Raw genomic sequence first — 25,355 nt, 5'->3', positions numbered from 1 at the left:
TCCATGCGCACAAAAGACGAACTGTTCCGCGCCGCGCAGCGCGAGGTAGCCGCCCGCCGTCAGCAGGCTGTCATGCAGGCTGAGACTGCCCGCCGCGCCGCCTATGCCGCCCACCCGGCACTGGCCGAGGCTGACAACGCCCACATGCGGGCCGGGCTGGGCCTTGCCAAGGCCGCCGCGCTGGGCGGCAGCATCGAGGCTGCCCGCGCCGCGCTGACCCGCGCGGACGAGGCACTGGCCGCCGCCGTAAAGGAGGCCGGCTATGAGGAGAACGCCTTTACCCCCGCCTACCGCTGCCCCCTGTGTGAGGACACCGGCATGCGGGGCGGTATCCCCTGCAGCTGCGTGGCCGAGGCAGCCCGCCGCCTGCGCCGCGAGGAGATCAACGCCGCAAGTCCGCTTGGGCTTTGCCAGTTTGCCAGCTTTGAGGTTGCACGCTACAGTGACACCGTAGAGCCGGAGCTTGGCATCTCCCCGCGCGAGTATATGGGCAAGCTGCTGAATTACTGCCAGACCTACGCCGCACGGTTCAGCCAGAACAGCCCGAACCTGCTTTTTATGGGGCATACGGGGCTTGGCAAAACGCATCTGGCATTGGCCATTGCCGATGCTGTGCTGGAGGGTGGCCACGATGTACTGTATACCAGCGCCGCTGCACTGGCAGCCCAGCTGGGCCGGGAGCATTTCGACTATTCCACCAAGGATGAATGGCTGGCCGCCTGCCAGGAGGCCGACCTGCTGATCCTTGATGATCTGGGCACAGAGTACATCACGCCGCTGACCATCAGTGTACTGTATGAGCTGATCAACACCCGTATGCTGACCCACCGCCCCACGATCTACACGACCAACATCACGGATCAGACCGTTTTTATGGCCCGTTACACCGAAAAGGTCGCCAGCCGTATGCTGGGCGGCTGCAAAATGTTCAAATTCTTCGGTGCCGACCAGCGATTGAAATAAACAAAAAGGATGCGAACCGCTGCGGCTCGCATCCTTTTATTTTATTGCCGTATCGTCAAAATCTTGCATAAAGGAAGCTGCCGCCGCCGAGGAAACGCCCCATAAAGAGAAAGGCAAAAACAGCCATCTCATAAACCGCCCAGCGGGCCGGGAGGGGCAGCGCGGCGATTTTTTCCCGCAGTGAGATACCGCGCTCATGCAGCACATCCACCGCCAGCAGGCAGACCATGCCCGCGTAGAGAGTCAGCTGCTCCTGCATGCTGGTCAGGCCCAGCTCCCAATAGTTGCTGAACACGGCATGCCCGCCGTTGCAGAGTATGCCGCGGAAGATCTGTGCGGCATTGCTAAGACTGCTGGCGCGGAAGATGACAAACGCCCCCACCAGAACACCGAAGGCCACTGCCATGCGCAAGGCATGCCGGATACGCCCGCCGTGGCGGGGCGGGAGGTGATTCTCCGCCGCCTGACACAGGCCGTGCAGCCCACCCCAGACAAGGTAGGTCCACCCTGCACCGTGCCACAGGCCGCTGACCAAAAAGGTAAGCAGCAGGTTGCGGTCCTTTTGTGCTTTGGTGCAGCGGCTGCCGCCCAGTGGGATATAGACATAATCCCGCAGCCAGCGGGAGAGGCTGATATGCCACCGCGCCCAGATATCCTTGACTGAATCCGCAAAGAAGGGCTGGCGGAAGTTTTCGGGCAGCGTCAGGCCCAGCACCTCACCGACGCCGAGAACGATGTCCGTATAGCCGGAGAAATCCGCGTAGAGCTGCACTGTAAACAGCACAGACCCCAGCAAAAGCTGGGTGCGGTCATAGGCGGCGGGATTTGCAAACACCGCATCCACCACAACTGCGGCACGGTCAGCCACCGCCAGCTTTTTGAAGTACCCCCATGCACTGCGCTGCACACCGCGCCAAGCGCGGGCGGTGTCCCATCGTGCAGGGCGGTCCATCTGGGGCATCAGCTCATCATAGCGGTTGAAGGGGCCCTGCGTGATAGAAAGAAAAAACGAGGCATAGCACAGCAGCCGCGCATACTGTTCCTCCGGCAGAAGCTTGCCGCGGCGCACATCACAGAGATAGCTTATAAGCTGCAGCGTAAAGTAGCCGATGCCCAGCGCATTGGCCAGCTTGCCCTGCCACCCGAAGGCCGCAGGCAGATATTTGAGCAGCAGCAGCGGAAAAAGCGCAGCCGCCAGCCCTGCATAAAAGGTGCCCTTTGCGGCCGTTCTGCGCCCGCACCACCAGACCAGAAAGGTGCAGGCCAGCAGTACCGGCAATGCCTGCCAGCACAGCACGGCATAAAAGACAAGGTTTGCCCCCAGCATCAGCTGCCAGCGGCGCGGCGGCGGGCAGGCATACCAAAGCCCCGCCAACAGCGCTGCAAACAGCACAAAGCCGGGTGATGTCACAGCAATCATGGCGGGGCCTCCTTCGTATCAGTGTACATCCTTCATCAGGATGGATTCATCCGGCGTCAGCGTCAGCTTATCTTCGACCGTATCATAAAACAGGTCGGCGACATTCTCCCCTGCCGCATCGCGGCGGATAGTATCACAGAGAACAGCGGTAAATTTATCCGCACCTGCACCGTTCAGGTGGTGTGCATCGGAATAATCGCCCACCGTAAGATGCAGCGTGTCCCAGTCGCGCCAGAGGGAGAAATCCCAGTAGACAAGTCCGTCCCGCGCCGCGCAGAAGGTGTTGAGTGCATCCACATAGGACTGATAATTGTCGGTGTTATACAGATAACCACTGGGCAGCGGCGCTGTAAAGAGGACGAGCCGTATGCCGTTTTCCTCACAGAAATCCGCGATTTTGGTCAGATACTCCCAGCCGAAATCGGACAGCGGCGCATCGGCGTCCACATCCAGCAGCGTGCCGAAGCCGTACTTCGGCACACCCTGTGTGTAGATAAAGCCGCGGCCGCGGTAGGCCTCCCCGCTGTCGGGATAGCTGACATAGGCATAGTTGCCCGGGTCGTAGCCGTCCGTCAGCTTGGCCCGCCACAGGGCGGGCATCGCCCTTGGCGAGGCAATGCCGTGCCGCGCCGGCAGCAGCAGGTCGGCAAAGCCCGCAAGGCCGCCCATCTCCCACAGGTATTCATACCGGTTGGGGGAGGCAGCGCTCATGTGGTCTGTAAGCAGGTAGCAGGCCATCGGCACATTGGCGGACCGGCTCTCGTTATAACCGGTGTAGAACATCTCAAGGTAGACCGTTTTAAGGTCGTTTTCGGCAGCAGCCTCGCGCAGCATGTAGTAGGAGCCATCAGGCAGCTGCTGAGATGACCCTGCGTTGAAGCTGTAGGTGCCGAGTGCTGCGTCCACGGCGGCCGGGTCTACGCTGCGGTAGCAGTGAGACGAGCCGAGGAACAGGGTGTCGATATTGCCCGCGTCCGCATACAGCTCCTGCAGCATGACCCGGGAGTAGGAATGTACATCGTCCACCAGCAGAAAATCCGCAGCCGCCAGCAGTGCCGCCGTCAGCAGCACAAACAGCGCGGCAGCCGCCGCTTTTTGCAGGATGGTTCGTTTCATAGCATCTTCCCTGTCGTATCAGCGTTCGATCTTCATGTGGGGGTGCTTCGGCTCATAGCCGGAGACCTCCAATCTCCACTCGGTGTTGCCTTCGGCATCCTCTGCCGTTTTGGCAAAGCCGAACTGTGCGTAAAATTTACGCACCATAGCATTTTTGGCTGTGGGGTAATAGTGGCCTACAACGGTTTTCACACCGGCGGCGGCAGCCTGCGCCATAAGGGTGTCCATCATGGCATCCTCCATACCGCGCTTGAGCACACGGCAGCTCATGAGCCAGAGCGTCAGGTCGAGCAGATCACCCTGACGCTTGCCCGCCACCACCGTGACAATGCCGTTGTCGCCGAATTTATCCACCAGCTTGCCGCACAGGCAGAGCGCATCGGCATCCGCCGCCATTGCGCGGATGTCATCCTCGCTGCAGCGCAGCGTTGTGAGGTTGAACTGGTTGGATTTGTTGGTCAGCTGGGCGATGCGCTGGATGTAAAGCGGCTCAAAGCCGCGGATCGTGGCCGTCATCTCCAGACTGTCCAGATATTGGCCGTAATCGGTAAAGGCCGCCTGTGCTTTGGCCCGCTCGGCATTCTGGTGGTAAAGCTCGGTTTTTTTCAGATCCTCTTTGGAGAGAGCCGTGACCTCAAAATAACCGCCGTGGTCCAGCGTCTTGATATAGTTCTCGGCACCGTCGAGCGCGGGCACCGCCACGCCCGGCACCTGCGCAGCCACAATGGCGCGCTCAGCCGGGTTGTCATCGGCAAAGACAAAGCTGTCCGCACCAAGGCTCAGTTCTGCGGCGATTGCCTTCAGATTGAGATCCTTCGGCTCCCAGTTGGCCTTGATGGCCACAAAGTCATCGGGACGCAGCACGCCGTCCGGGTGGTTGAGGCCTGCAATGGCGTTAGCCTCCTCGTTTTTGGAATCGACCGCCAGAATCACGCCGATGGATTTCAGCGCCTTGCAGTAGCTTTGGAACTCGGCAAAGACCTGCCCTTCCGGCACCTCGGGGCCGATGGCAAGGCCGTCCACACCATCGTCCCCCACAATGCCGCCCCAGAGCGTATTGTCCAGATCGAGGACCAGCGCCTTTTTGTTGCGGCCGTACAAGGACTTGATGATATTGGCCACGCTGTTGGCCAGTGATGGGATTGCGTCCAGACACATGGCATATTTGTACATATGCCAGAAGAAGGCATCGCCCCAGGCGGTCAGTCCGTAGTCTGCCGAAAGATAGTCGATGTCATTGATGTAAAAATGCTCATGTGCGGCCGCGTAGGCATAGAACCGCTGGTTCAGGCGGCTGATAAAGTTGGAGCGGCCGTGGGGGTCCCAGATGTCGCGGTTGCCCATCAGGCGGTAGTTGGGCCGGTCAAAGTTGTTCTGGATGACCGGGCAGGCAAATTTCTGCTCCAGCGCCTGCCACATGGTTTCAAAGTGAGCATACTGCTCGTCCAGCATGGCGTCAATGTCCGCCTCGCTGTCGGCAGTCGTGGGCAGCGCGGTCAGGTTGCGCCAGCTTGTGTGGATATAGATAATATCCGGGTGGAACTCGTCCAGCTCCGGCGTGCCGAACATGGCGTCCTGCCAGTATTGGGCGTATTCACTTTGGTAAAATTCCGCCTCGATGCCGTACTGCAGCAGAAACAGCCCCAGCTGGTCGGCCACCTCATTGGTGGTAGAGCCGCCGAGGATGGCGATTTTTTTGTGCAGCGGGTGCGGGTTCTGGGCCAGCAGCTCGCGGCGCAGTCTGCGTTTTTTGCGCAGCAGGGTCTCGGTATCAAGCGGATACTGGAAGCAGTCCATGGGAAGCTCCTTTTATAGTAATAAGCCTTGTGGGCAAAATGTAGGGGCGCATTCTATATGCGCCCGCAAGGTGTGCGGCTGCCGCAGACGGCCCGGGCGGATATGGAATCCGCCCCTACGGACCTTTATCAGCCCATCTCCGCCAGCGCGCCCTTGAGCGCCTGGGCGATCTGGTCGGGGCAGCTGGTGGGCTTGCGGCCGCAGGTCGTGCCCTCCATGCGGGCAATGGCGTCCTCGGCCTTCATGCCGGGCAGCAGCTTGGCGATGCCCTTCAGGTTGCCGTCACAGCCGCCCATGACCTGCACACCCTTGATGGTGTGGTCATCGTTCAGCTCAACGATGGTGCGGACGGAACAGGTGCCTTTATTGTTGTAGGTGTATGTCATGATATTGCTCCTTACTCTGACTTTTTTCGTGTTGCCTTGCGCGCCTTGGCAATATCGCCGATGCGCGCAATCATTTCGTCACTGGTGGAAAATGCTCCCACCGGGCGCGGGGTCACGGTGTTGATGCCGTGGTAGTCCGTGCCGCCGGTAACGATCAATCCGTTTTCTTTTGCCAGGCGGGCAAGCTCGGCCTTGTCCTCCGGCGTGTTGCGGGGGTGGTCGATCTCCACACCGTCCAGCCGCCCGGCGGCGATCAACTCCCGCGCAAGCTCCATGCTGTGATAGACGCTGGGATGTGCCAGTACGACCACCGCGCGGCTTGCCTTGATGACATCCAGCACCGTGTCGACCGGCTCATACCGCGGCGTGTGCAGGATGCGCCCGCGCACAGGCTTCAGCCCGAACAGCGACTTATAGACGGTATTGTACATGCCGTCCGCCAAGCCGTACTGCCACAGCACCCGCATGACATGGGCCTTGAACAGCGTACCGCTGTCCTTGGCAAGGGCAAGCGCCTCCTCGGTGCAGAACTGCGGGCAGATCGCCTCCAGCTCCTTGCAGCTCTGCAGCATGGCGGTCAGGCGGCGCTCTGCCATCATGGCGGAAAAGTCCGCCAGTGCGGCGCAGTCGTCCGGCCAATAGCAGAGCAGATGCACGCGGTGGGCGCGCTCATAGTCGTAGGCGGTCAGCTCGGTGGCCGGGATGAGGTGGACGCCGTTCTGCACCGGATGGGCGTAGGCGTACCGCACGCTCTGGATCGAGTCGTGGTCAGAGATTGCCAGATGCGTCATTCCCGCGCAGGCCGCCAGAAACGGCAGCTTGTCCGCCGGGGTAGAGCCATCGGAAAATGTCGTATGCGTATGCAGGTCACCGGGCATAAGCGTCACCTCACTTGCGAATGCGGATACTATGGGACATATTATTATACTACAAGTCGAGGGAGGATTGCAAGTAGGGGCGGGCAGTGCCCGCCCGCAAACATTCCGGCCTCCGCTTGGTTCCCGGGTCGATGACGAGCATCGCCCCCTACAGCGTAGGGGCGGATTCTATATCCGCCCGGGATCCTTGCTGGTTGCGACAGGTCTGCGGGCGAGCAATGCTCGCCCCTACAAATTTTACTCTATTTTCGTTCTTTTTTCAGTTCCTCCAGATATGCCGCCAACTCGTCGATGTCGGCATCGGTGAGGGTATCGGTTTCGGCAAGGGCGGCTACAAAGCTGCGGGGGCTGCCGCCGAACAGGCGGTGCCACACGCTTTTGCTCTCGGCGGGCAGGTATTCACTGCGGGTCAGGGTTGCGGTGTAAAGGTACGCCCTCCCCTGCTTTTTACGGTTGACACAGCCCTTTTCTTCCAACCGGGCCAGCAGGGTCAGCAATGTCGTGCGGGCGCGCGGCGGGCCGGGCAGGGCCGCTTCCAGCGCGGCGGCGGTCAGCGGCGCGGCGGCGTCCCACAAAGCGTTCATGATTTCCAGCTCTGCATCAGGCAGGCGTTTGATTTTTGGCATGGGCGTTTCCTTTTAATCCAGGCTGTGGCCGCCGACAACGACCGTGCGGGCATCAAATTCCAATTTGGCGTCACCGTTGTAGACATTGAATACATATTCCTGTACACCCGGCCACTCGGCAAACAGATACGCACCCTCTCGTGTAAAGCTCCAGACGCCGGGGTCATCGCTTTCGAGGCTTTCCGGCGATGGGAAGCCCGGTATGGCGGCTGTCTTTGGTTCCGAAAAGTCCAGCGCGTTCAGTTCGTCATAGGTCAGATAGACCGGCAGGCGGTTCCAGTCCATTGTATCGCTGAAATCCGTATTCAGCATCAGCAGGGCGTCGGCCTCGCCGTAAAAATACCGGTTGCGGTAATAAAGGTAGGTTTCCAGCTCGTCCTGCGGCCAATCGCCGGGGTTGCCAAAGTCCCGCGCTCCTGCCTGTGCCAGCGTGTTGCACTGGTGCAGCAGCATACGGTACTGGTTGTTGGTCAGGTCCAGCTCCCGCGCCATCGGCAGAATCTCAAAATGCGCCGATTGGTTCGGGTCGTCGGCAGACTGCCAGCCGCTGATGACCTCACAGGGCTGCGATTCGTCGAACGGCGCAATCAGATAGACATGAAAGCGTCCCTCGCCGTATTGTTTGCCCAGATACCAGCCTTCGGGCGTCAGCTCGGCTTCAAAGGTCGCTTTGACCAGTGCGCCCCGGCCGTCGTTCAGGTAGTCGCGCCAAGTTGTGCCGTCGCCGCGCCGGGTTTCCAGCAGGGCGGATATATATTCCGTGTCGTAATCCTCGGGCTCCACAAGGCCGCACGCGCCGCCGTGGTAGTAGTAGCCGTTTCCGTCTGTCAGATACTCACTCCAAAGGAAGTCCGCACCGCGGCGCACGGCTGCGGCCCCCGCCTCCATTGAGACGGGCGGCGGCTCCGGGGTCACGATGGGGTTGGCGGTCTCGGACGGCTCCGGTGCGGCAGCTGCGGCGGGTTCCTGCTCGTCTTGCGGGGCCGCGTCGGCGGGCTTGCAGGCGACCAGCCCGCCCGCGCAGCAGGCAGTCAGGGCCAGCACAGCCAGCAGGGCGCGTCCGCGGTGCTTGGGGGCGGTGTCCCACAGGGCGGTCATGCGCTGTTTGAGCTGGCGTTTGCTCAGGGCAAAGCCGCTTGTCAGCGCAGGGCCGCAGTTCCGGCGCACAGCGGTCATCAGGGCATCGGCGTAGGCCGCGCGGTAGGCGGCATCGCGGCCGTGCAGGGTCTCGGCGTCGCAGGCTTCCTCGATATCACGGCCCGCGCGGGCAGAGAGCAGCCAGACAGCCGGATTGTACCAGTGCAGGATGCACACCAGTGTGAGCAACAGCTTTTTAGCAACATCATGCCGCTTTATGTGGGTCAACTCGTGGGCCAGCATACAGTCTGCGCCCTTCGGGGCCTCACCTGCCGGGACCAGCAAAACAGGATGCAGCGCCCCCGCCACCATGGGGCTGCGCACCAGCGGCGTGGCCTGCATTTGCGGGCATTGGCCCTGCGGCAGGGCGTCACGCCAGCTTTTAGCCACCGGCTGCGCGTTGCGGCCCACGCTAATACGCCAAACGGCATAGCCGCCGAACTGGTACACTGCAACGGCCAGAATGCCCAGTTCCCAAACCAGCGCCGCAAGGTTTCCACGGGTGGTGTTGATGGCAAGGCGTTCCAGAATCGTGCGGCGGCCGGTCTGGATCTCTGTGCGGGGCACGATGTAATGCGTGGTGTTGTCGGCGGCCGTGGTGGTTCTGTAGGGCACATTGCCGGCGGGCTTTTGGGTCGTCTCCTCCTGCAGGACTGTCACCGGGGTGTAAAGCGGTGCGGCACTGACTGACACCGCCGCCGGGGCCTGCGGTACAAGCGCGCGCACCGGCACCAGAAACAAGACCGCCAGTGTGACCCACAGTCGGCAGAGCCACCGCGGGCCATACCGTTTTTGCAGCTTGGGGACTGCGGCCAGCAGGGCCAGCACCACAAGGCCCAGCAGCAGGCCTTGTGTTAAGTAGGCGATAAAAACAGCTTGATACACAGGTAAGCCCCCTTTTTATTCTACAGATGTAGAGGATAGTTTTATTCTACAAGTGTAGAATTGTATTGTCAAGTGGCATGGGTAACGAATTTTGCGGGGAGTTTTTAGGGAAAGTGCGCGGTGGCGGAGAGCCTCCAAAGCCCCTCAGGCCTCGCAAGCTCGGCCAGCTCCCCTGAAAGGGGCGCCTTTTTACGCGGGCAGTGCCCGCGAGGATGCTCCCAATTCTGGGGAGGTGGTCGAGCGCCAGCGATGACCGGAGGGGCTTTTCCCGTTTGCCGTCAGGATAAACAAAAAGACGCACCGCATCCAAAAGCGGACACGGTGCGTTTGCTTATGCTATGCTAAATTTTACGCCAGCAGCGGCTTGCAGGCCTCGGCCAGCTTTTCCTTCTGGGCTTCGGCCTCGGCGAGGTCCTTGCCCTTGGTGGTAAAGTAGGTCTTGATCTTCGGCTCGGTGCCGGAGGGGCGCACGACAACCGTGGCGCCGCTTTCCAGCGTGTAAATCAGGACGTTGGCGGCGGGCAGGCCGGTCTCCTCGGGCTTCTTGTAGTCCACGACCTTGACGACCTTGTCACCGGCAAAGTCCTTCGGCGGGTTGTCGCGCAGGTTCTGCATGATGTCGGCCATCTTATCCATGCCGGACAGGCCCGGGAACTCAAAGCTGTCCACCTTGTTCAGGTAGCGGCCATACTCGGCGTAGATGCGCTCCAGTTCTTCCTTGATGGAGGAGCCCTTGGCGCGGTAGTAGGCGGCCATCTCGCAGATCAGCATCGAGCCGATGATAGCGTCCTTGTCGCGGACATAGGGACCGGCCAGATAGCCGTAGCTTTCCTCAAAGCCGAAGATAAAGCGGTCAACCTCGCCGTCAGCCTCCAGCTTGGCGATCTGGTCGCCGATCCACTTGAAGCCGGTCAGCACATTGCGGCACTCGACGCCGTAATGCTCAGCGACCTTGTCAGCCAGCGGGGTCGAGACGATGGATTTGCACATGACGGGGTTCTTGGGCATCGTGCCCTGCTCAATGCGGCCCGCGCAGATGTAGTCAAGCAGCAGAACGCCGACCTCGTTGCCGGAGAGCAGCTCATAGCTGCCGTCCTTGCACTTGACGGCGATGCCGACGCGGTCGGCATCGGGGTCGGTGGCCAACATCAGATCCGCGCCGGACTTTTCGGCCAGCTCAAGGCCGAGGCGCAGAGCCTCAAAGATCTCGGGGTTGGGATACGGGCAGGTCGGGAAGTTGCCGTCCGGGTCCTTCTGCTCGGGCACGATGGTGATGTCGGTGATGCCGATGTCGCCCAGAACATGGGTGACGGGCACAAGGCCGGAGCCGTTCAGCGGGCTGTAGACCAGCTTGAGGCCGGCTGTCTTGCAGATGCCCGGGCGGATGGAGCGTGCCTCGATGGCGGCATACAGCGCGTTGATGCAGTCCTCACCGACATACTCGATCAGGCCCTGCGCCAGACCGTCCTCAAAGGAGATCAGCTTGGCACCGGTCAGGATGTCGGTTTTCTGAATTTCAGCGTAAACGATGTCGGCAGCCTCATCGGTCATCTGGCAGCCGTCCGGGCCGTAGGCCTTGTAGCCGTTGTACTTGGCAGGGTTGTGGCTGGCGGTAACCATGATGCCCGCGTTGCAGTTATAATAGCGGGTGGCAAAGCTCAGCGCGGGAACAGGCATCAGAGCCTTGTAGATACGGACCTTGATGTCGTTTGCGGCCAGCACCTCGGCGGCCGTTTTGGCAAACAAATCGCTCTTGATACGGCTGTCATAGCTGATGGCAACGGTCTGGCTGCCGCCCTGCGTCTTGACCCAGTTGGCAAGGCCCTGTGTTGCCTGACGGACAACATAAATATTCATGCGGTTGGTGCCCGCGCCGATGACGCCGCGCAGACCGGCGGTGCCGAACTTCAGGGCCACGGCAAAGCGGTCCTGAATGGCGGCATCGTCCCCCTTAACGCTTTCCAGCTCGGGCTTGAGGTCTGCGTCATCCAGCTCGGCAGCCAGCCAACGCTCATACATATCCTGATACATAAGTAAAACACCTTCACTTTCCATAGGAAATACTAACTAGGCATACTCTAAATATACCAACTTTGCCGTAGCCTGTCAATCGAATTTTGTTTATTTTTGCCTGATTTTTACAGTTTCTTTCGCCTTTTGCCCTTGCCAAACGGCGTTTTCCAGTGTATAGTGAAGGTATCTGCTCTGCACCTCGATGATTGTATCCAAGGAAAGCCGTGGACCTATATGAAACATACGCCTGAACTCATCGTCATGCTAACTCACAACGACATCACTGTGCCCGATGCCGCCGCAGTCTTTGCCCGGTGTCAGCACACCCGCGCCCAGTATTGGGGCTTTAAAGAGGAAGGGCTTCCCTTCGCCGAGATGCAGGCCCTGTTTGCCCGGATGAAAGCCTGCGGCAAGACGACCTGTTTGGAGGTTGTCGCCTACACCGAGCCTGAATGCCTGCACGGGGCCGAAATGGCCGCTGCCTGCGGGTGTGATATCCTGATGGGTACGGTCTACTCTGACGCCGTCCATGCTTATTGCCGCGCCCATGGGCTGCGGTATATGCCCTTCGTTGGGCAAATTTCTGGCCGTCCCTCTATCCTGCACGGCACCCCGGCGGGGATGATCTGCGAGGCCGAGGGCTATTTGGCCAAGGGCGTGGATGGCATTGATCTGCTGGGCTACCGCTATACCGGCAACGCGGCGACGCTGAACCGTACGTTCATCGCGGCGGTCCATGCGCCGATCTGTCTGGCGGGCAGTGTGAACAGCTTTGCCCGGTTGGATGAAATCAAAGCTGTCGGGGCCGCGTATTTCACCATCGGCAGTGCCTTTTTTGCACACGCTTTTGGCGGGGATATCGCCGACCAGATCAACACCGTCTGCGACTATATGGAGGCCCCGCATGCTTGAGCGTTGGTACCCCACGGCCCATGTTCCCAGTGTATTTGCCATCGACTATGAAAAGCTGGCCGCGCTGGGCTACAAAGGCATTCTGTTTGACATTGACAACACGCTTGTCCACCACGGCGACGATTCCACGCCCGAGGTGGATGCGCTGTTCCGCCATATCCACAGTCTGGGGCTGAAAACACTGCTGCTCTCCGACAATTCTGCCGCGCGCATCGAGCGATTCAACCGCAATATCCGCACGCTTTTTATTGCCGAGGCGGGCAAGCCCGCCCCCGCTGCCTACCGCCGGGCCTGCGCCATGCTGGGCCTGCCGCCCGAGCAGGTCGTCTGCGTCGGCGACCAGCTGTTCCGGGATATCCGCGGCGCGAACAGCGCCGGGCTGGACAGCATCCTGGTGGATTTCATCCGGCTGCCCGGCGAGACGCACTATGGCAAAAAGCGTGTGCTGGAAAAAATCATCCTCTGGTTTTACCACCGTGACCCGCGCCGCCGGGGCCGTTTGGACGGCATAGGAAAGTGAGGCAGCTTCATGTTCTGCGATATCAGCCCGACCTGTTACAAAATTGCGCTGCAAAAGGAAATCTGCAAGCGCCATATCAAGAATTTTTTCGCGCAGGAAAACTATGCCGACACGCAGGATACCGCGCCTCTGCCCTGCATAGTGGCGCAGTACAGTTCGCACCTCATCAAGCGCGGCAAGGGCATCGACCCAGTCCTGCAGGAGAACAAGGCCGTCAACATCCGCCTTGCCAATGAAAGGCTCAACGGCATTCTCATCCGCCCGGGTGAGACGTTTTCCTTCTGGCATCGGGTGGGCAAGACGACCAAGCGCAAGGGCTACCGGGATGGGCGGATTTTGGTGCGTAATCATATTCTGCCGGGCATCGGCGGCGGGCTGTGCAACCTGGCAAACACGATTCACCGCGTTGTGCTGGTAAGCCCTCTGACTGTGACCGAGTTTCACAAGCACTCCGACGCGCTGGCCCCCGACGAGGGACCGCGGGTGCCGTTCAGTTCCGGCACGTCGGTGTTTTACAATAACGGCGACTACCGTTTTAAAAATGAGACGGACCAGACGTTCCAGCTGCTGTTGTGGTGCGATGAGGACAACCTCTACGCCGAACTGCGCTGTGAGCGCCCCCTGCCCTGCCGCTACCGCATTGTGGAGGAAGGGCACCACTTCCAAAAAGAGGGCGGCAAATATTACCGTGTGTCGAAGATTTACAAGGAGACACTGGACGCACAGACCGGGCAGCTGCTGCATCGGGAGCTTGTGCTGAACAACCATTCCGAAGTCATGTATGACCCCGCGCTGATTCCCGGCGTGGAAAAGCTGTAAAGGGAGCCGCCTATGTATGCAAAAGTGACAAGCCTTGGTGTGACCGGGTTGGCGGGGTATCTTGTGCAGGTCGAGGCTGATCTTGCGGGCGGGCTGCCGCAGTTCAATCTGGTCGGCCTGCCGGACTCCGCCGTCAAGGAGAGCAGCGAGCGGGTACGCAGCGCCGTGAAAAACCTGCACTATGCGTGGCCCGCCAGCCGCATCACGATCAATCTGGCCCCCGCCGATGTGCGCAAGACCGGGCCGGTATATGACCTGCCGGTATTTGTGGGGATACTGGCCGCGCAGGGCAAGCTGCCCGCCCCCGGCGGCGAGCGGGCATTTCTGGGTGAGCTGGGGCTGGACGGCACACTGCGCCCCGTGACCGGTGTACTGCCGATGGCCCTGGCCGCGGTGCAAAACGGCGTAAAGGAGCTGTTTTTGCCCGCCGAGAACGCCGCCGAGGCTGCCGTAGCGGAGGGGCTGACCGTCTATCCCGCGCGCAGTGCGCAGGATGTTGTGCTGCACCTCTGCGGCGCGGAACCCATCACCCCCGCCGCACCCGATGGGTACGATGAAAACGGCGTCTGGCTCGGGCCTGACATGGCCGATGTGCGCGGGCAGAGCGAGGCCCGCCGTGCCATGGAGGTTGCAGCGGCCGGCGGGCATAATCTTCTACTCGTAGGCCCGCCGGGGACCGGAAAGTCGATGCTTGCCAAGCGGCTGCCGGGTATTCTGCCGCCGCTGAGCTATGAGGAAGCGTTGGAAACAAGCGCGATTTATTCAGTGGCCGGGCTTTTGCGGGGCGGCGCCGGGCTTATCCGGGAAAGGCCGTTCCGCAGCCCGCACCACAGCGTCAGCTCCACGGCCATCGTGGGCGGCGGGTCCGTACCCCGCCCCGGCGAAGTCAGTCTGGCCCACAACGGTGTGCTGTTCTTGGATGAGCTGCCGGAGTTTGCACGCGACACACTGGAGGTGCTGCGCCAGCCGCTGGAGGATGGCAAGGTCACCGTCAGCCGCGTACACGGCAGTGCGTCCTACCCCTGCAAGTTTATGCTGGTGGCCGCCATGAACCCTTGCAAATGCGGGTATCTCGGCCACCCGACACGGGAGTGTACCTGCACGCCCAGCGCCGTGGACGCCTACCGGCGGCGCATTTCAGGGCCGCTGCTGGACCGCATCGACCTGCATGTGGAGGCACTTCCGGTTGAATATGACGATCTCGCGTCCGAGCAGGGCGGCGAGTCCAGCGCCGATGTGCGCGCCCGGGTCATCGATGCCCGCGCCCTGCAGCGTGAGCGCTACCAAGCCCTGCCCGGTGTGCGGTGCAATGCGCAGCTGCCGTCCAGCGCCCTGCGCCGCTACTGCCGCATGACCCCCGCCGCCGAAAAGATCCTGCGCGGCGCGTTTGAGCGTCTGGGCTACAGCGCCCGCGCCTACGACCGCATTTTGCGGGTGGCCCGCACCGTGGCCGATTTGGACGGCAGCGAGCTGCTTGACGCCGCCCATCTTTCGGAGGCACTGCAGTACCGGAGTCTTGACCGGAAATTTGGGATGCGATAAAACCGATACCGCCCGCCGCTTTCCACTGGAAAGCGGCGGGCGGTTTTTTGCTGCGCAGGGCAGCGTTTGGAACAGTGTGGTTACGCCGTAAGGATCTGCAGCAGTTTTTCTGCACTGCGGTCCCAGCTGTAGCGGGCCAGCACGGCGGCGGCGGGTGCCTGTGCGGGGGTGATGCTGTCAACATCGCCGTGGTTGACGGCAAGGTCGATATAGGCGGCACTGGGGCCGTAGACCTCGCGCATACAGGGGGTATCGCTGACAATGATCTCGGGCGCACCGCAGGCGGCAGCCTCAAGCGGGGGGATGCCGAAGCCCTCATACAGGGTCGGGAAAAGGAACGCACGGCAGCGGGCCATTAACGCCTTGGCCGCACCGTCCGATACATAGCCCAGATACAGCACATTCGGCAGATCGGCAAGCCCAAGGCGCTCTGCCTGGGCCGCAAGACTGCCGCCGCCTGCAATGGCAAACACCGCATCGGGCCGGGCCTTGGCTGCACGCAGCACCCACGGGAAATTCTTGTTCTTGAGCAGATTCGCCATGCTGAAATAATACGCGCCTGCTTTCAGCTGCGGGTAGGCTGCAAAGATGCTGTCATCGGGCGTGATGCGCTCCATCTGCTGCCAGGCGTTGTAGACGACCTCTATTTCGGACGCAGGCACGCCGTAATATTTGGTAATCTCGCTTTTGGAGAACTCCGATACCGTGATGATGCGCTCGGCTTTTTTGGCAATGCGGCGATACTGCAGGCGGTGCCACGCCGCACTCAGCCGGCCGCGCGGATTGGTATAGAAGTCCGGGCGGGCGCGGTAGCAAACATCGTGTACGACCGCAATGCCCCGAAAGCCGAACAGCGGAATGACATTGCAGGTGGCAAGCCCCTTGGCACCGCGCTGCTTCAGATAACGCGGATAATCCAGCTGCTGCCATACACCGCCCTTGTGCGTGCCGAAGGGCACAGTCTTTATGTTTGTATACGGCGGTGTCTCAACCCCCTGCGGGGTGACGATCTCCACAAGGCCGGGCGGCACAATGCGATCGAGAGCTGCGAGCAGCTCGATGGAATAGCGCTGAATTCCGGAAAGGCGCTGGGCAAAAAAGGAGCCATCAACGGCCCAGACAGTTTCAGACATGAGTAAATACCTCTTTATAGCGCAGAATTTTGTTGACGCTTTGGTCAAGGCGCTCCTGCGTGATCGTACCGTTTTGTACGGCCTCCAGCACGGCAGCGTAGGCCTCCGGCAGGGAGTTTGGCATCAAAAGTACATCACAGCCCGCCTGCAGGGCCAGCACAGCAGCCTCGCCGGGGGTGTAGGCATCGGCGATGGCATCCATCGCCAGCGAATCGGTGACGATCAGCGTGTCTTCGGCGTTCGGAATCATTGCGACCAGCTGCGGCGAGAGTGTGGCCGGGGTATCGCTGCCTGTCACATTCGGCGCAGCAATATGCCCCACCATAACGGCGTGCAGGCCGGTGTCTGCCCCAAAGGGCAGCAGCTCGCAGCTTGCCAGCTCCTCCTGCGTTTTGTAGGTCACGGCCAGCGCTGTGTGGCTGTCCTCGGCGGTGTCGCCGTGGCCGGGGAAATGCTTGAGGGTCGGCAGAATGCCGTTCTGCCGCAGTCCGTCTGCCATAGCGGCGGCCATGGCAGCAGCGGTATCGGCATCGGACGAGAAAGCGCGGGTGCCGATGATCGGGTTATCCGGGTTGGTGTTCACATCGGCATCGGGCGCAAAGTCCATAGTAAAGCCGTATTCCTTCAGATAAGCGCCGATGGTCTGCCCCATGGCGCGGGCATCCTCGGGGTTGCCGCTCGCGCCCACGGCTGCGGCGCTGGCGTAGCGTGGCAGCGTAAACGCATCGTTGTTCGCCAGACGGGCGATAAGACCGCCCTCCTCATCCACCGCGATAAACAGCGGCGTGGCGCTTGCGCCCTGCAACTCTTTATTAAAACGCGCCAGCTGGGACGGCGATTCGATGTTTTTGCCAAACTGGCAGATGCCGCCCACGGGGTATTGCTGTAGCGCCCTGCGCATATCGTTTGTCACAGTGGTCACGCCATCGGCCTTCGCATCGTTGATCGTTTCCTGCGAAAGGCTCAGGTCGAGTGCATCCGGGCGGACGATGAAAAGCTGACCGACCTTTTCTTCCAGCGTCAGCGCATCGGCGGGCTGCGCCTCTACGGTCGGTGTCGCTGCCGGGGCGGGCGTTGGGGTGGGCGTTGGCACGGCCGCATTGCAGGCGCAGAGCGCCGCCAGCAGAACGGGCAGAAAAAAGCGCTTTTTCATGGAATACCACCTTTCCGGGGGAGCGGGCAGCGGCCCCTTTTGTATCGTGTATTCTATAAGTAAATACATCGTGTCAAAAACCACATTCCTGGTCTATTGAATGTGTAGGGGCGACCATTGGTCGCACGCCAACCTGGCGCAGCAACGCGTTTTCTAAGAAAGCTTTTTCACAGGCAAACGGGCGCGGGCGAGCAATGCTCACCCCTACAAGAGTTTTTTGACAGCCTGATTATATAGTAGCATATTTCCCGACCGCGGGCAAGAAAAATGCGCTGCCCGGCGCAGGGCAGCGCATTGGTATCGTCATTCCGGCAGGCTGTCGGCGTAGTCATCCTCCCCGCCGACGGGGTACTGCGCCACCGGGTCGCTGGCGGCGGTCTCGGCGGTGGCCGTTTCCTCGTATAAGCTTTCCTTTGTCACCGCGTAGGCAAGCTTGGAATCGGCGTTGACCTCATACACAACAGTCGGTGCGGCATCGCTGGCAAGATAGCACAGGCTGTCCCCGTCACTTCCGTCCGCAGCAGCGGCCACCGCATTGCCGAACCGCACGGTCAGGCTTGTGCCGTCAGTGAAGGTCAGCACGGCCGTGACATCGGGGCTGTCCAGACCGTAGGCGGTATCGGCCTCGGGCGCAGTGACGGTCCACGCCGTCTGCATCTGCAAAATCGTGCTGGCCATCTTTTTGATGCTGCTCTGGCTCACGGGATAGTCCGGGTCATCGGTCAGCGTCCAGCTGCCGTCCGTCTGGGTAAACTGCAGGTCGTTCACCTGCATGGCCGCCACATCGCTCAGCGTCTTGTCGGTCAGCGTCTGCGCCTTGTAGAGATCCCGCGGGGACTTGCTCAGGGTCGCAAGGTCGCTGCGCATAACGGTATACGCTGCACCGCTTTCATCGTAGACATAGTAGACATCGGCAACGGCGTTCAGCTGGTCCACCGTCAGGGCAAGGGTCTTTTCCCCCGCGCCGATGGTGATGGTCATCTGGGGTGCAGCGCTCTTTTCGGGCAGCTCGGCAAGGTCACTGCCCTCCAGCTTGCGCAGCGCCGCCAGCGCGGCATACTGCTCCACAAGGCTTGTGACCTTTTCCTGATCCAGCGGCAGGGCCGGGTCGGAATCCAGCATCCAGTCCCCTGTGCTGCCCTTGAGCAGCGTCACATCCATATTATTGCCGGAGTAGGCCAGCCGGTCGATCTCCTCTGCCGTAAAGCCGCACAGCGGGATCGTTGTATCTGCGGCATCCGTGCTGCTGCGGGTCAGCACCGCCAGCAGGATGCCCAGCAGGGCGGCTGCGGCAAGCAGCACGGCCAGCGGCAGCAGCTTTTTTGTTTTTTTTGCGTTGTTCTTCATGGCTCTCCTTTATCTGCGGCGGCGCACCACGCAAATCACCGCACCCGCGATCAGACAGACGATGGGCAGCACCAGCGTAAACAGCACGCCCAGCGGCACAGCCGCCGAGACCGGCACATTCAGCGAGGCGGCGCTCATGCTCTTGGCATTGATGACTGCCGTAGTCTGCGCACCGTTCAGCCAGTTGACGGCACTGCCCAGCAGCTGTGCATTGCCGCCTGACACCTGCTGGTTGATGCTGCTCAGCAGCAGGTTCGGGCAGTTGACCCAGACGACACGCGCCCCGGTCGCGGCATTCTCAGCCGCAACGGCCACGGCAAAGCTGCCCTCGGGGTCGGTGTCAGCCTTCTGGGCGGTCTCGGCAGTGGCGTAGTTTTCCATCGCGTAGGCTGTATCACCGGTGGTCAACAGCTGGGTAAAGGTAAATTCGCTGTCCTCATCGGTGGTGATGCCCTGCGCGATGGGGGTGTAGACCATCATGCTCTGCGACACGCCCGCTGTGATCTCATTGCTGACCACCGTGGGCAGCAGGTAGGTCTGCGGGTAACCGTAGGGGTAATGGTCGGCGTCCGTTTCGATCAGCAGACCGGGCTGGCGGTTCATGCCGCAGGCGGTCAGCACAGAATCCAGCTTCGGCGTTGCGGTCGTAAAGTCGGTGGTCACAAACAGCTTGCCGCCGTTTGCAACATACTCGTTCAGCAGCGCTGCCTCGGCATCGGTCAGGTCTGCCCCCGGCGCGTTGATGAGCAGTGCGCCGGCGTCGGCCGGGATGCTGCCGCTCGTCACAAGGTTCAGCTCTGTCACCGTGACGCCGGCGTTGTTCAGAGTCTCGGTAAAATCGCTGGTCAGGGCCGTCTCCCCATGGCCGGTCAGCTCATACAGCTGGTAAGCCTCGGTGCGGGTGACCTTGGCGATGCCGGAGGTGATGGCGTTTTCTGCCTGAAAGCTGTAGTTTGCCGTGCCGGTGGTGTAGTAGCTTTCAAGGTCCATCTCATACATGTCATTGTAGGAAAGGACGGTGTTGTTTTCCCCGCTGACCAGCACGACACTGCCGGTGGAGGCACCGTCATACTGCTGGGCAAAGGTCGGGTAAAGCACCGGGTCCCGCTGCTGCCAGCTAAAGTGGCTGCTCTCGCCCGCATAGCGGTCAAGCAGGCGGGTGATGTTGGCGTCCTCCTGCCCGCTCTCGGCCAGATAGTAGGCGGTCACATCGGTGTTCAGCTCATGCAGCAGGTTCTCGGTCGTATCGCTCAAGGTAAAGAGTGCGGTCGTGGAGATGTCATACTGCATATATTTTGTAGGCAGTGCGCGGACGACAAGGTTCAGCAGCACGACCACCGCCAGCACGACCGCTGCCAGCACACTGGCGTACAGGCCGCTGTGCAGGGTGCGCTTGCTGCCGCCCTGCCAAATACCATTCTGTTTTTTCATGCTCAGTGTACCTCCTCAGTTCCAACGGCGGCGTGCAAGCGCCTGCCCGGTCAAAAAGAGGAACAGCCCCATGACCGACAGATAGTAGACAATGGCCGGGATACTGAACATCCCGCCCACAATGTCCTTGAACGGCTCAAACAGGGCCAGCGCGGACAGCACCGCATTGAAGGCCGTCAAAAGCCATGCCGGGCGCAGCTGAAACAGCACAAACAGCACCACCGCGCCCGCACAGAATACTACAGCGCCCGCCGCCAGCCGTTTGCAGATGACGCCCACCAGAACAGACGCCACCAGCAGCACGATCATAAAGACAATAAACGCCAGCAGGTTGCCGGTCGTGAACATCGTCTGGATGCCGTTCATCAGGTAGGCCACCAGCAGCGCGCCGAAGGTGGCAAGATAGGCCAGTATCTGGTTTTCGGTCAGAGCGGAGATCCAGGTGCCCACAGCCAGACAGGCGCCGCCCAGCAGCAGATAGCCCAGCAGGGCGCTGTAGGCCGCCACCAGCGACACCGTGCCGAATGCCTGTAGCAGCAGCGGCATCACCACAGCTGCCGCCAGCGGCAGCGCAAAAACAGCGAGCTCTGCCAGAAACTTACCAGCCACAATGGCCGGAATGCTGACCGGGCTGGTCAAAAGCAGCTGGTCGGTCTTGTTTTTGCGTTCCTCGGCAAAGCTGCGCATGCTGATGGCCGGCAGCAGGAACAGCAGGATCATCGTCATGGTGTAGAGCACCGAGGCGAAATCTGACGAAGCATAGAGCAGATTGCGGTTTGTAAAGTACAGGCCCAGAAAGAAAAGGCTGACGGCGGCAATGACCCAGCCGATCATACCGGTAAAGCAGCTCTTGAATTCGCGCTTGAAAATAGCTGTCATTGCTCGTCACCCTCCTTTGTATGGTCCTGCTGCGGGGTCTGCTGTGTCTCCGGGGCCTCGGTCAGCTGCAGGAATACATCCTCCAGACTCATCGTCTCGGCGCGCAGGTCCAGCACCGGGCAGCCTGCCCCGGCCAACGCCTGTGAAAGCGCACCGCGCAGGTCGGTGCCCTCGGTGCTGACGGCAGTAAAGCTGACCTCGCCGTCCTTTTCCTCAGTCACGGTCAAGTTCGTCAGGCCCGGCACGGTACCCGCCGCCGCAAGGATCTCCTCCCGGCTGCCTTGAGCCGTAGCGGTGATGGTTCCCTTCGCGGTCAGTCTGGCGGCCAGCTCCTCCGGTGTACCCTGCGCTACCAGCCTGCCGTGGGCAATGATCAGCACCCGATCACAAACGGACTGCACCTCGCTCAAAATATGGCTGGATAAAATGACCGTGTGGGTTTTGCCCAGATCCCGGATCAGAGAGCGGATCTCGATCATCTGCGCGGGGTCAAGGCCGACGGTCGGCTCGTCCAGAATGATGACCTTGGGTGTGCCCAGCAGCGCAGCGGCAATGCCGACACGCTGGCGGTAGCCCTTGGAAAGGTTGCGGATGAGCCGCTGCTCCATCCCCTGCAGACCCGCGCGGGCAGCGGCATGCTCTACCGCCGCAATGCGGTCTGCCTTTTTGCGGGTGCCCTTCAGCTCGGCCACAAAAAGCAGATACTCCCGCGTGGTCATCTCCGGATAGAGCGGCGGCAGCTCCGGCAGATAGCCGATGCAGGCCTTAGCCTCAGCGGGTTCCTCTGCAATATCATGGCCGTCGATCCGTACGGTGCCGTCTGTGGCGGAAATATAGCCGGTTATGATATTCATCGTGGTGGACTTGCCTGCCCCGTTGGGACCCAGCAGCCCGTAAATGCAGCCGTCCTCGACGGTGAAGCTGATATCCTCCACCGCGGTGTGGCCGCCGTAGCGCTTTGTCAGATGCTCTACCTCAATCAAAGTGCGCACTCTCCTTTATCACTTGGGTTCAAGGGCATTGCTGCAGTGCAGAAATTGTGCAGGGATGCCTAGGCTTCTATTATAATTTGAAAATGTGAAAAAATTGCGTGAATGGTTTGAAGAAGTGTGAAATCCTGCGCGCCGATACAGCAAAAAACGCCGCGAAATACAGGCAGCTGCCCGTTTTCGCGGCGTTTCTTTAAGTAAGCTCAAAAGGTATCGTGGCGCACAAAGCCGCCCAGCTCATCGGTGGTGGTCATGCCTGCAGCCAGCGCCTTGCTGCGCATAGCGGCATAAAACTCCGCATAGGTGGCCTGCATGTACGGCTCCAGAAAGAAGCCGCCGATGCCGAAGGTGAACGCGCAGAGCAGCAGCCAGCCAAAGAAGGACAGCTGCAGGACGAAGTAATTCCACTTTTCGCCTTCCATCATTTCCTTGCTCAGCTCCATGGCGCGGGTAGCGGACATGTAGGGATTTTCGGCCAGCAGATAAGGTACGAGCGTGTAGCAGTAGTCCCAATAAATTCCCGGCACAATGAGCAGAAGGAAGCCCAGAAAAACCTTTAAGTTGGTGAGCAGCTGCACGATGATGGGGTTGCCGTAGGGCTGGCGGAAGGTGCTGACAACGGTGGAGGCCGGGGTCAGGGATTGGCGGCTCTCCATAAAATAGCGGCAGCGGCCGACCTTGAGCGGATACAAGACGAACAGCACCCAACAGATGCTGATAATAGCACCAATAAACGCACCGACTGCGAGTGCCGCAAGCATATTGTCCGGGATGTTGCTGAACATCTCATAAATCGAGGCTGTGTCCCCACCGGCGGTATCCACGGTCTGCCGCGCCGCGCTGCCGCTGCTGGCACTGGCCCCGCCCAGCCCGACAAAGCTCAGCACAAGGCAGACCCAAAAGCTGCGCCAGTACCGTCCCTGCAGTGCCTGCTTGGCGTTGGATTTTAAAAGTTCGCGTGTCCACATAAGCGTTTACCTCCCTATTTCATACAGTATATTCCCTGCGTTGTAAGCACCACAAGGCGGGAATTGTGCAGAATATTGTATTTATATTATAGCAGTTTATGGCGCAAAAGCAAGTATTGCGCCGCATCACTTTGTCGATTCAGCGTCATCCTTTGAGTTTGTTCACAAAAATATAAAAAAGTTCTGTTTTTTTGCAAAAAGCGCTTGACATTTACCGGTTGTTTGGCTATAATAATACCTGTCGTCAGGCCAACGGCCAAGGCGAAAACAAAATATGCGGATGTGGCGGAACTGGCAGACGCGCTAGATTCAGGTTCTAGTTCCCTTAAAAGAGTGTGGGTTCAAATCCCTTCATCCGCACCAAAGAAACCACCTAGAAACGAAAGTTTTTAGGTGGTTTCTTTTTTTGTCTGAGAAGCTTTCTGTATTATAGCTGTACCGGGGAGTTTGGCAATATTATAATGTAAGGGCCGTACAGGGTAAATTTCTCCATCTTGTTCAAGCATATCTTTGTAGGGGTGCAGTGTCTGCACACACCCGCAGTATATGTGAATAGCCTTTCCGGGAGGGCGGTACCGAATCAAGCTTGCGGGCAATCCATGTTCGCCGCAGGCTGTCAAAAAACTCTTGTAGGGGCGAGCATTGCTCGCCCCTACCCGTTTATCTGCGAAAAAAGCTTTCCCGGAAAGCGCGTGGTTGCGCCAAGTTGGCGGGCGACCAATGGTCGCCCCTACACCTTCATTAGGCCAAGGAACTTCCTTGCTATCCAACAGAAAAGACCGCTTGCCAGACTTGATGATTCGGGTCGTCCCATAGCCAACGCACCAACAAAAAAGCCTCGAACCTAAGTTCGAGGCTTTGGTGCGGTTGTGGAGAGCTAAAACGAACTTTTCTGCATCCTGTGGAGATGCCTCAAAATCCGAGGATTCGGGAGAATCCCCCGGACTTTCGGGAGAATCTTCCGCGCCGATGGGAATATCTACCGGCATTTTTCCGCCTGTCGGGTCGAAGGTGATCTTGAAGTGGTCGTCATAAAGGTCAACCCGGACAAGGAATGTATCGAACAGGGCGGCCAGATACTTTTTGTTGTTCACATCGCCCGTGCGGTAAATGTCCAGCAGGCTGACGAAATCCTCCCGGTTGATGGGAACCATCTCGGCCTTGGCCGTGTCGATTTTGGCAAGCAGCTGGCCGTGCTCCTGCTCCAGCGCCAGCAAGCGGGCTTTCGTAGTGTCTGTGATGATGCCCATTTCAATTGCCTTCATAATGTTGGCAGTTGAGGTCTCGTTGGAATAAAGCTGCTGCTGCAAGCTTTGCAAGCGGTATTTGATTTCCGTGCGGGCGTTATAGGCCATCGTTTCATCCGCCATCATCTGGATGTTTTCATCGGTGAGCAGCTGCTGCTGGATAGCGATAGCCACGGCCTTTTCAATCTGGTCGCGGCGGACGGCCTTCTTATCGCAGCTGTGGTCAGTGCGGCGCTTCTGGCAGGTGTAGTAATAGTGCATGGCCCCGGTCTTGCTGGTGCCAGCAATGCCCGTCATGGGGCTGCCGCAGTGGCCGCAGTACAGCTTCCCGGTCAGCAGGTATTCTTCATAGCCGCTGCGCTTACGGCGACCCTGCGGATTCTTCTTCACTTTCAATACCTCCTGCACTTTGTAAAAAAGCTCGTCCGATACGATACGCGGCATACCGCCCTCAACGCGGATATCACGGTAAATGTAGATACCCCTGTACCGCTCATTGCGGCAGATCGTGTGAAAGCTGCTGCGCCCCCACTCTGCCCCTTTCTTGGTCTTGATGCCCCGGCGGTTCAGATCGCGGGCTATGTCGATGAACGGCTCATAGCACGACACCCGGGTAAAGATTTCTTGCACGATGGCTGCCTCTGCTTCATCCAGCACGACCTTTTGATCTTTGCCGGTCTTGTAGCCAAGCGGCAGGCTGCCGTTGGACATGCACTTGCTGGCGTTGTCCATCAGGCCGCGCGAGATGTCCTCGGCCATGTTCTCTGAATAGAACTGATTGACATTCATCATGTTCCGCAGGGCAAAGCGCCCGGCGGCAGTGTCGTCAAAATCTTCCTCGGCGTAGATGGTGCGGATACCATTACTGCGCAGCTGCTCCTCGTTCATCATGGCTTGCAGCATATTCCGGCCCATGCGGTTGGACTTCCATGCAAGGACTACATCAAACTGCCGCAGACTGGCATCTTTCATCATCCGCTGGAAATTCGGGCGGCGGTCCGTTTTGCCACTGATGGCGCGGTCAGCATATATTTCAATGACGGTCACGCCCTCACGGGCGGCCAGTTCCCGGCACTTTTCCACCTGCTGCTCGATGGAGCAGTCACGCTGGTTGGCGCTGGAATAACGAGCGTAGATGACAGCACGGGCTGCGGAATTAGTGTTGATTCGCTTTTTCATGCCGTCACGCTCCTT

At 59.9% G+C, this 25,355-nt stretch carries 21 protein-coding genes and 1 tRNA gene; 6 read left to right on the top strand and 16 right to left on the bottom strand.

Translation table 11 applies throughout. The features are described from left to right. The first annotated feature begins 3 nt into the window (after positions 1–3). Positions 4–963, top strand: coding sequence for an ATP-binding protein (locus tag OGM67_01750; GenBank protein UYJ35091.1), 960 nt, complete (start codon positions 4–6; stop codon positions 961–963). 55 nt (positions 964–1,018) lie between these two features. Here the strand turns inward: OGM67_01750 and OGM67_01745 are convergent, their stop codons facing one another. The 8 genes from OGM67_01745 to OGM67_01710 all read right to left on the bottom strand — a co-directional run bounded on the left by OGM67_01745 (position 1,019) and on the right by OGM67_01710 (position 11,239). Further along, on the bottom strand, positions 1,019–2,383 hold the full coding sequence (locus tag OGM67_01745; GenBank protein UYJ35090.1) for an MBOAT family protein: 1,365 nt from the start codon (positions 2,381–2,383) through the stop codon (positions 1,019–1,021). A gap of 18 nt (positions 2,384–2,401) precedes the next feature. Then, positions 2,402–3,499 (bottom strand): hypothetical protein, encoded by a 1,098-nt coding sequence (locus OGM67_01740; GenBank protein UYJ35089.1) that lies wholly within the window; start codon positions 3,497–3,499, stop codon positions 2,402–2,404. A gap of 18 nt (positions 3,500–3,517) precedes the next feature. Beyond that, on the bottom strand, positions 3,518–5,296 hold the full coding sequence (locus OGM67_01735; GenBank protein UYJ35088.1) for an HAD-IIIC family phosphatase: 1,779 nt from the start codon (positions 5,294–5,296) through the stop codon (positions 3,518–3,520). Between the two features lie 128 nt (positions 5,297–5,424). Further along, positions 5,425–5,682, bottom strand: a complete 258-nt coding sequence (locus OGM67_01730; GenBank protein ID UYJ35087.1) for a TIGR03905 family TSCPD domain-containing protein — start codon at positions 5,680–5,682, stop codon at positions 5,425–5,427. Between the two features lie 11 nt (positions 5,683–5,693). Continuing rightward, positions 5,694–6,560 carry a PHP domain-containing protein gene (locus OGM67_01725; GenBank protein ID UYJ35086.1) on the bottom strand — a complete coding sequence of 289 codons (867 nt, stop codon included), beginning with the start codon at positions 6,558–6,560 and terminating at the stop codon, positions 5,694–5,696. 242 nt (positions 6,561–6,802) lie between these two features. Next, positions 6,803–7,186 carry a BlaI/MecI/CopY family transcriptional regulator gene (locus OGM67_01720; GenBank protein ID UYJ35085.1) on the bottom strand — a complete coding sequence of 128 codons (384 nt, stop codon included), beginning with the start codon at positions 7,184–7,186 and terminating at the stop codon, positions 6,803–6,805. Positions 7,187–7,198: 12 nt separating this feature from the next. Then, positions 7,199–9,208, bottom strand: coding sequence for a M56 family metallopeptidase (locus OGM67_01715; GenBank protein ID UYJ35084.1), 2,010 nt, complete (start codon positions 9,206–9,208; stop codon positions 7,199–7,201). A 348-nt stretch (positions 9,209–9,556) separates the two neighbouring features. After that, positions 9,557–11,239 carry a phospho-sugar mutase gene (locus tag OGM67_01710; protein ID UYJ36176.1) on the bottom strand — a complete coding sequence of 561 codons (1,683 nt, stop codon included), beginning with the start codon at positions 11,237–11,239 and terminating at the stop codon, positions 9,557–9,559. 216 nt (positions 11,240–11,455) lie between these two features. On the opposite strand from OGM67_01710, the gene OGM67_01705 reads away from it, so the two are divergent. Genes OGM67_01705 through OGM67_01690 form a run of 4 tightly spaced genes read left to right on the top strand, consistent with a single transcriptional unit; the run spans position 11,456 to position 15,014 of the window. Continuing rightward, complete coding sequence (locus OGM67_01705) at positions 11,456–12,133, top strand: hypothetical protein (protein ID UYJ35083.1); 678 nt, start codon at positions 11,456–11,458, stop codon at positions 12,131–12,133. After that, complete coding sequence (locus OGM67_01700; GenBank protein ID UYJ35082.1) at positions 12,126–12,653, top strand: HAD-IIIA family hydrolase; 528 nt, start codon at positions 12,126–12,128, stop codon at positions 12,651–12,653. The genes OGM67_01705 and OGM67_01700 overlap by 8 nt, the downstream gene beginning before the upstream one ends. A gap of 9 nt (positions 12,654–12,662) precedes the next feature. Further along, positions 12,663–13,472, top strand: coding sequence for a VanW family protein (locus tag OGM67_01695; GenBank protein UYJ35081.1), 810 nt, complete (start codon positions 12,663–12,665; stop codon positions 13,470–13,472). 12 nt (positions 13,473–13,484) lie between these two features. Continuing rightward, positions 13,485–15,014 (top strand): YifB family Mg chelatase-like AAA ATPase, encoded by a 1,530-nt coding sequence (locus tag OGM67_01690; GenBank protein ID UYJ35080.1) that lies wholly within the window; start codon positions 13,485–13,487, stop codon positions 15,012–15,014. 80 nt (positions 15,015–15,094) lie between these two features. Here the strand turns inward: OGM67_01690 and OGM67_01685 are convergent, their stop codons facing one another. From OGM67_01685 to OGM67_01655, 7 genes are all read right to left on the bottom strand, one after another. Further along, the gene (locus OGM67_01685; GenBank protein ID UYJ35079.1) at positions 15,095–16,147 is read right to left on the bottom strand and encodes a glycosyltransferase family 4 protein; all 1,053 of its coding nucleotides are present in this window, start codon (positions 16,145–16,147) and stop codon (positions 15,095–15,097) included. Further along, on the bottom strand, positions 16,140–17,300 hold the full coding sequence (locus OGM67_01680) for a glycoside hydrolase family 3 protein (protein UYJ35078.1): 1,161 nt from the start codon (positions 17,298–17,300) through the stop codon (positions 16,140–16,142). The genes OGM67_01685 and OGM67_01680 overlap by 8 nt, the downstream gene beginning before the upstream one ends. Positions 17,301–17,603: 303 nt before the next feature. Continuing rightward, positions 17,604–18,647 (bottom strand): DUF4340 domain-containing protein, encoded by a 1,044-nt coding sequence (locus OGM67_01675; GenBank protein ID UYJ35077.1) that lies wholly within the window; start codon positions 18,645–18,647, stop codon positions 17,604–17,606. Between the two features lie 9 nt (positions 18,648–18,656). Next, positions 18,657–20,078: a GldG family protein gene (locus tag OGM67_01670; GenBank protein UYJ35076.1), complete on the bottom strand. Its 1,422-nt coding sequence runs from the start codon at positions 20,076–20,078 to the stop codon at positions 18,657–18,659. Between the two features lie 15 nt (positions 20,079–20,093). Continuing rightward, positions 20,094–20,957: an ABC transporter permease gene (locus OGM67_01665; GenBank protein ID UYJ35075.1), complete on the bottom strand. Its 864-nt coding sequence runs from the start codon at positions 20,955–20,957 to the stop codon at positions 20,094–20,096. After that, positions 20,954–21,940 carry an ABC transporter ATP-binding protein gene (locus OGM67_01660; protein ID UYJ35074.1) on the bottom strand — a complete coding sequence of 329 codons (987 nt, stop codon included), beginning with the start codon at positions 21,938–21,940 and terminating at the stop codon, positions 20,954–20,956. Before OGM67_01660 ends, OGM67_01665 begins: the two co-directional genes overlap by 4 nt. A 209-nt stretch (positions 21,941–22,149) precedes the next feature. Further along, positions 22,150–22,914, bottom strand: coding sequence for a DUF975 family protein (locus OGM67_01655; protein UYJ35073.1), 765 nt, complete (start codon positions 22,912–22,914; stop codon positions 22,150–22,152). Positions 22,915–23,190: 276 nt separating this feature from the next. Here OGM67_01655 and OGM67_01650 point away from each other — a divergent pair. Further along, positions 23,191–23,277 (top strand) — tRNA-Leu (locus tag OGM67_01650). A 26-nt stretch (positions 23,278–23,303) separates the two neighbouring features. Here the strand turns inward: OGM67_01650 and OGM67_01645 are convergent. Then, positions 23,304–25,340, bottom strand: a complete 2,037-nt coding sequence (locus tag OGM67_01645) for a recombinase family protein (protein UYJ35072.1) — start codon at positions 25,338–25,340, stop codon at positions 23,304–23,306. Positions 25,341–25,355: the final 15 nt, after the last annotated feature.

It is taken from the genome of Oscillospiraceae bacterium (genome assembly GCA_025757985.1).
Lineage (GTDB): Bacteria > Bacillota > Clostridia > Oscillospirales > Ruminococcaceae > Gemmiger.
The sequence above is the reverse complement of the archived record's forward strand: the minus strand, read 5'-3'. Positions and strand labels throughout refer to the sequence as shown.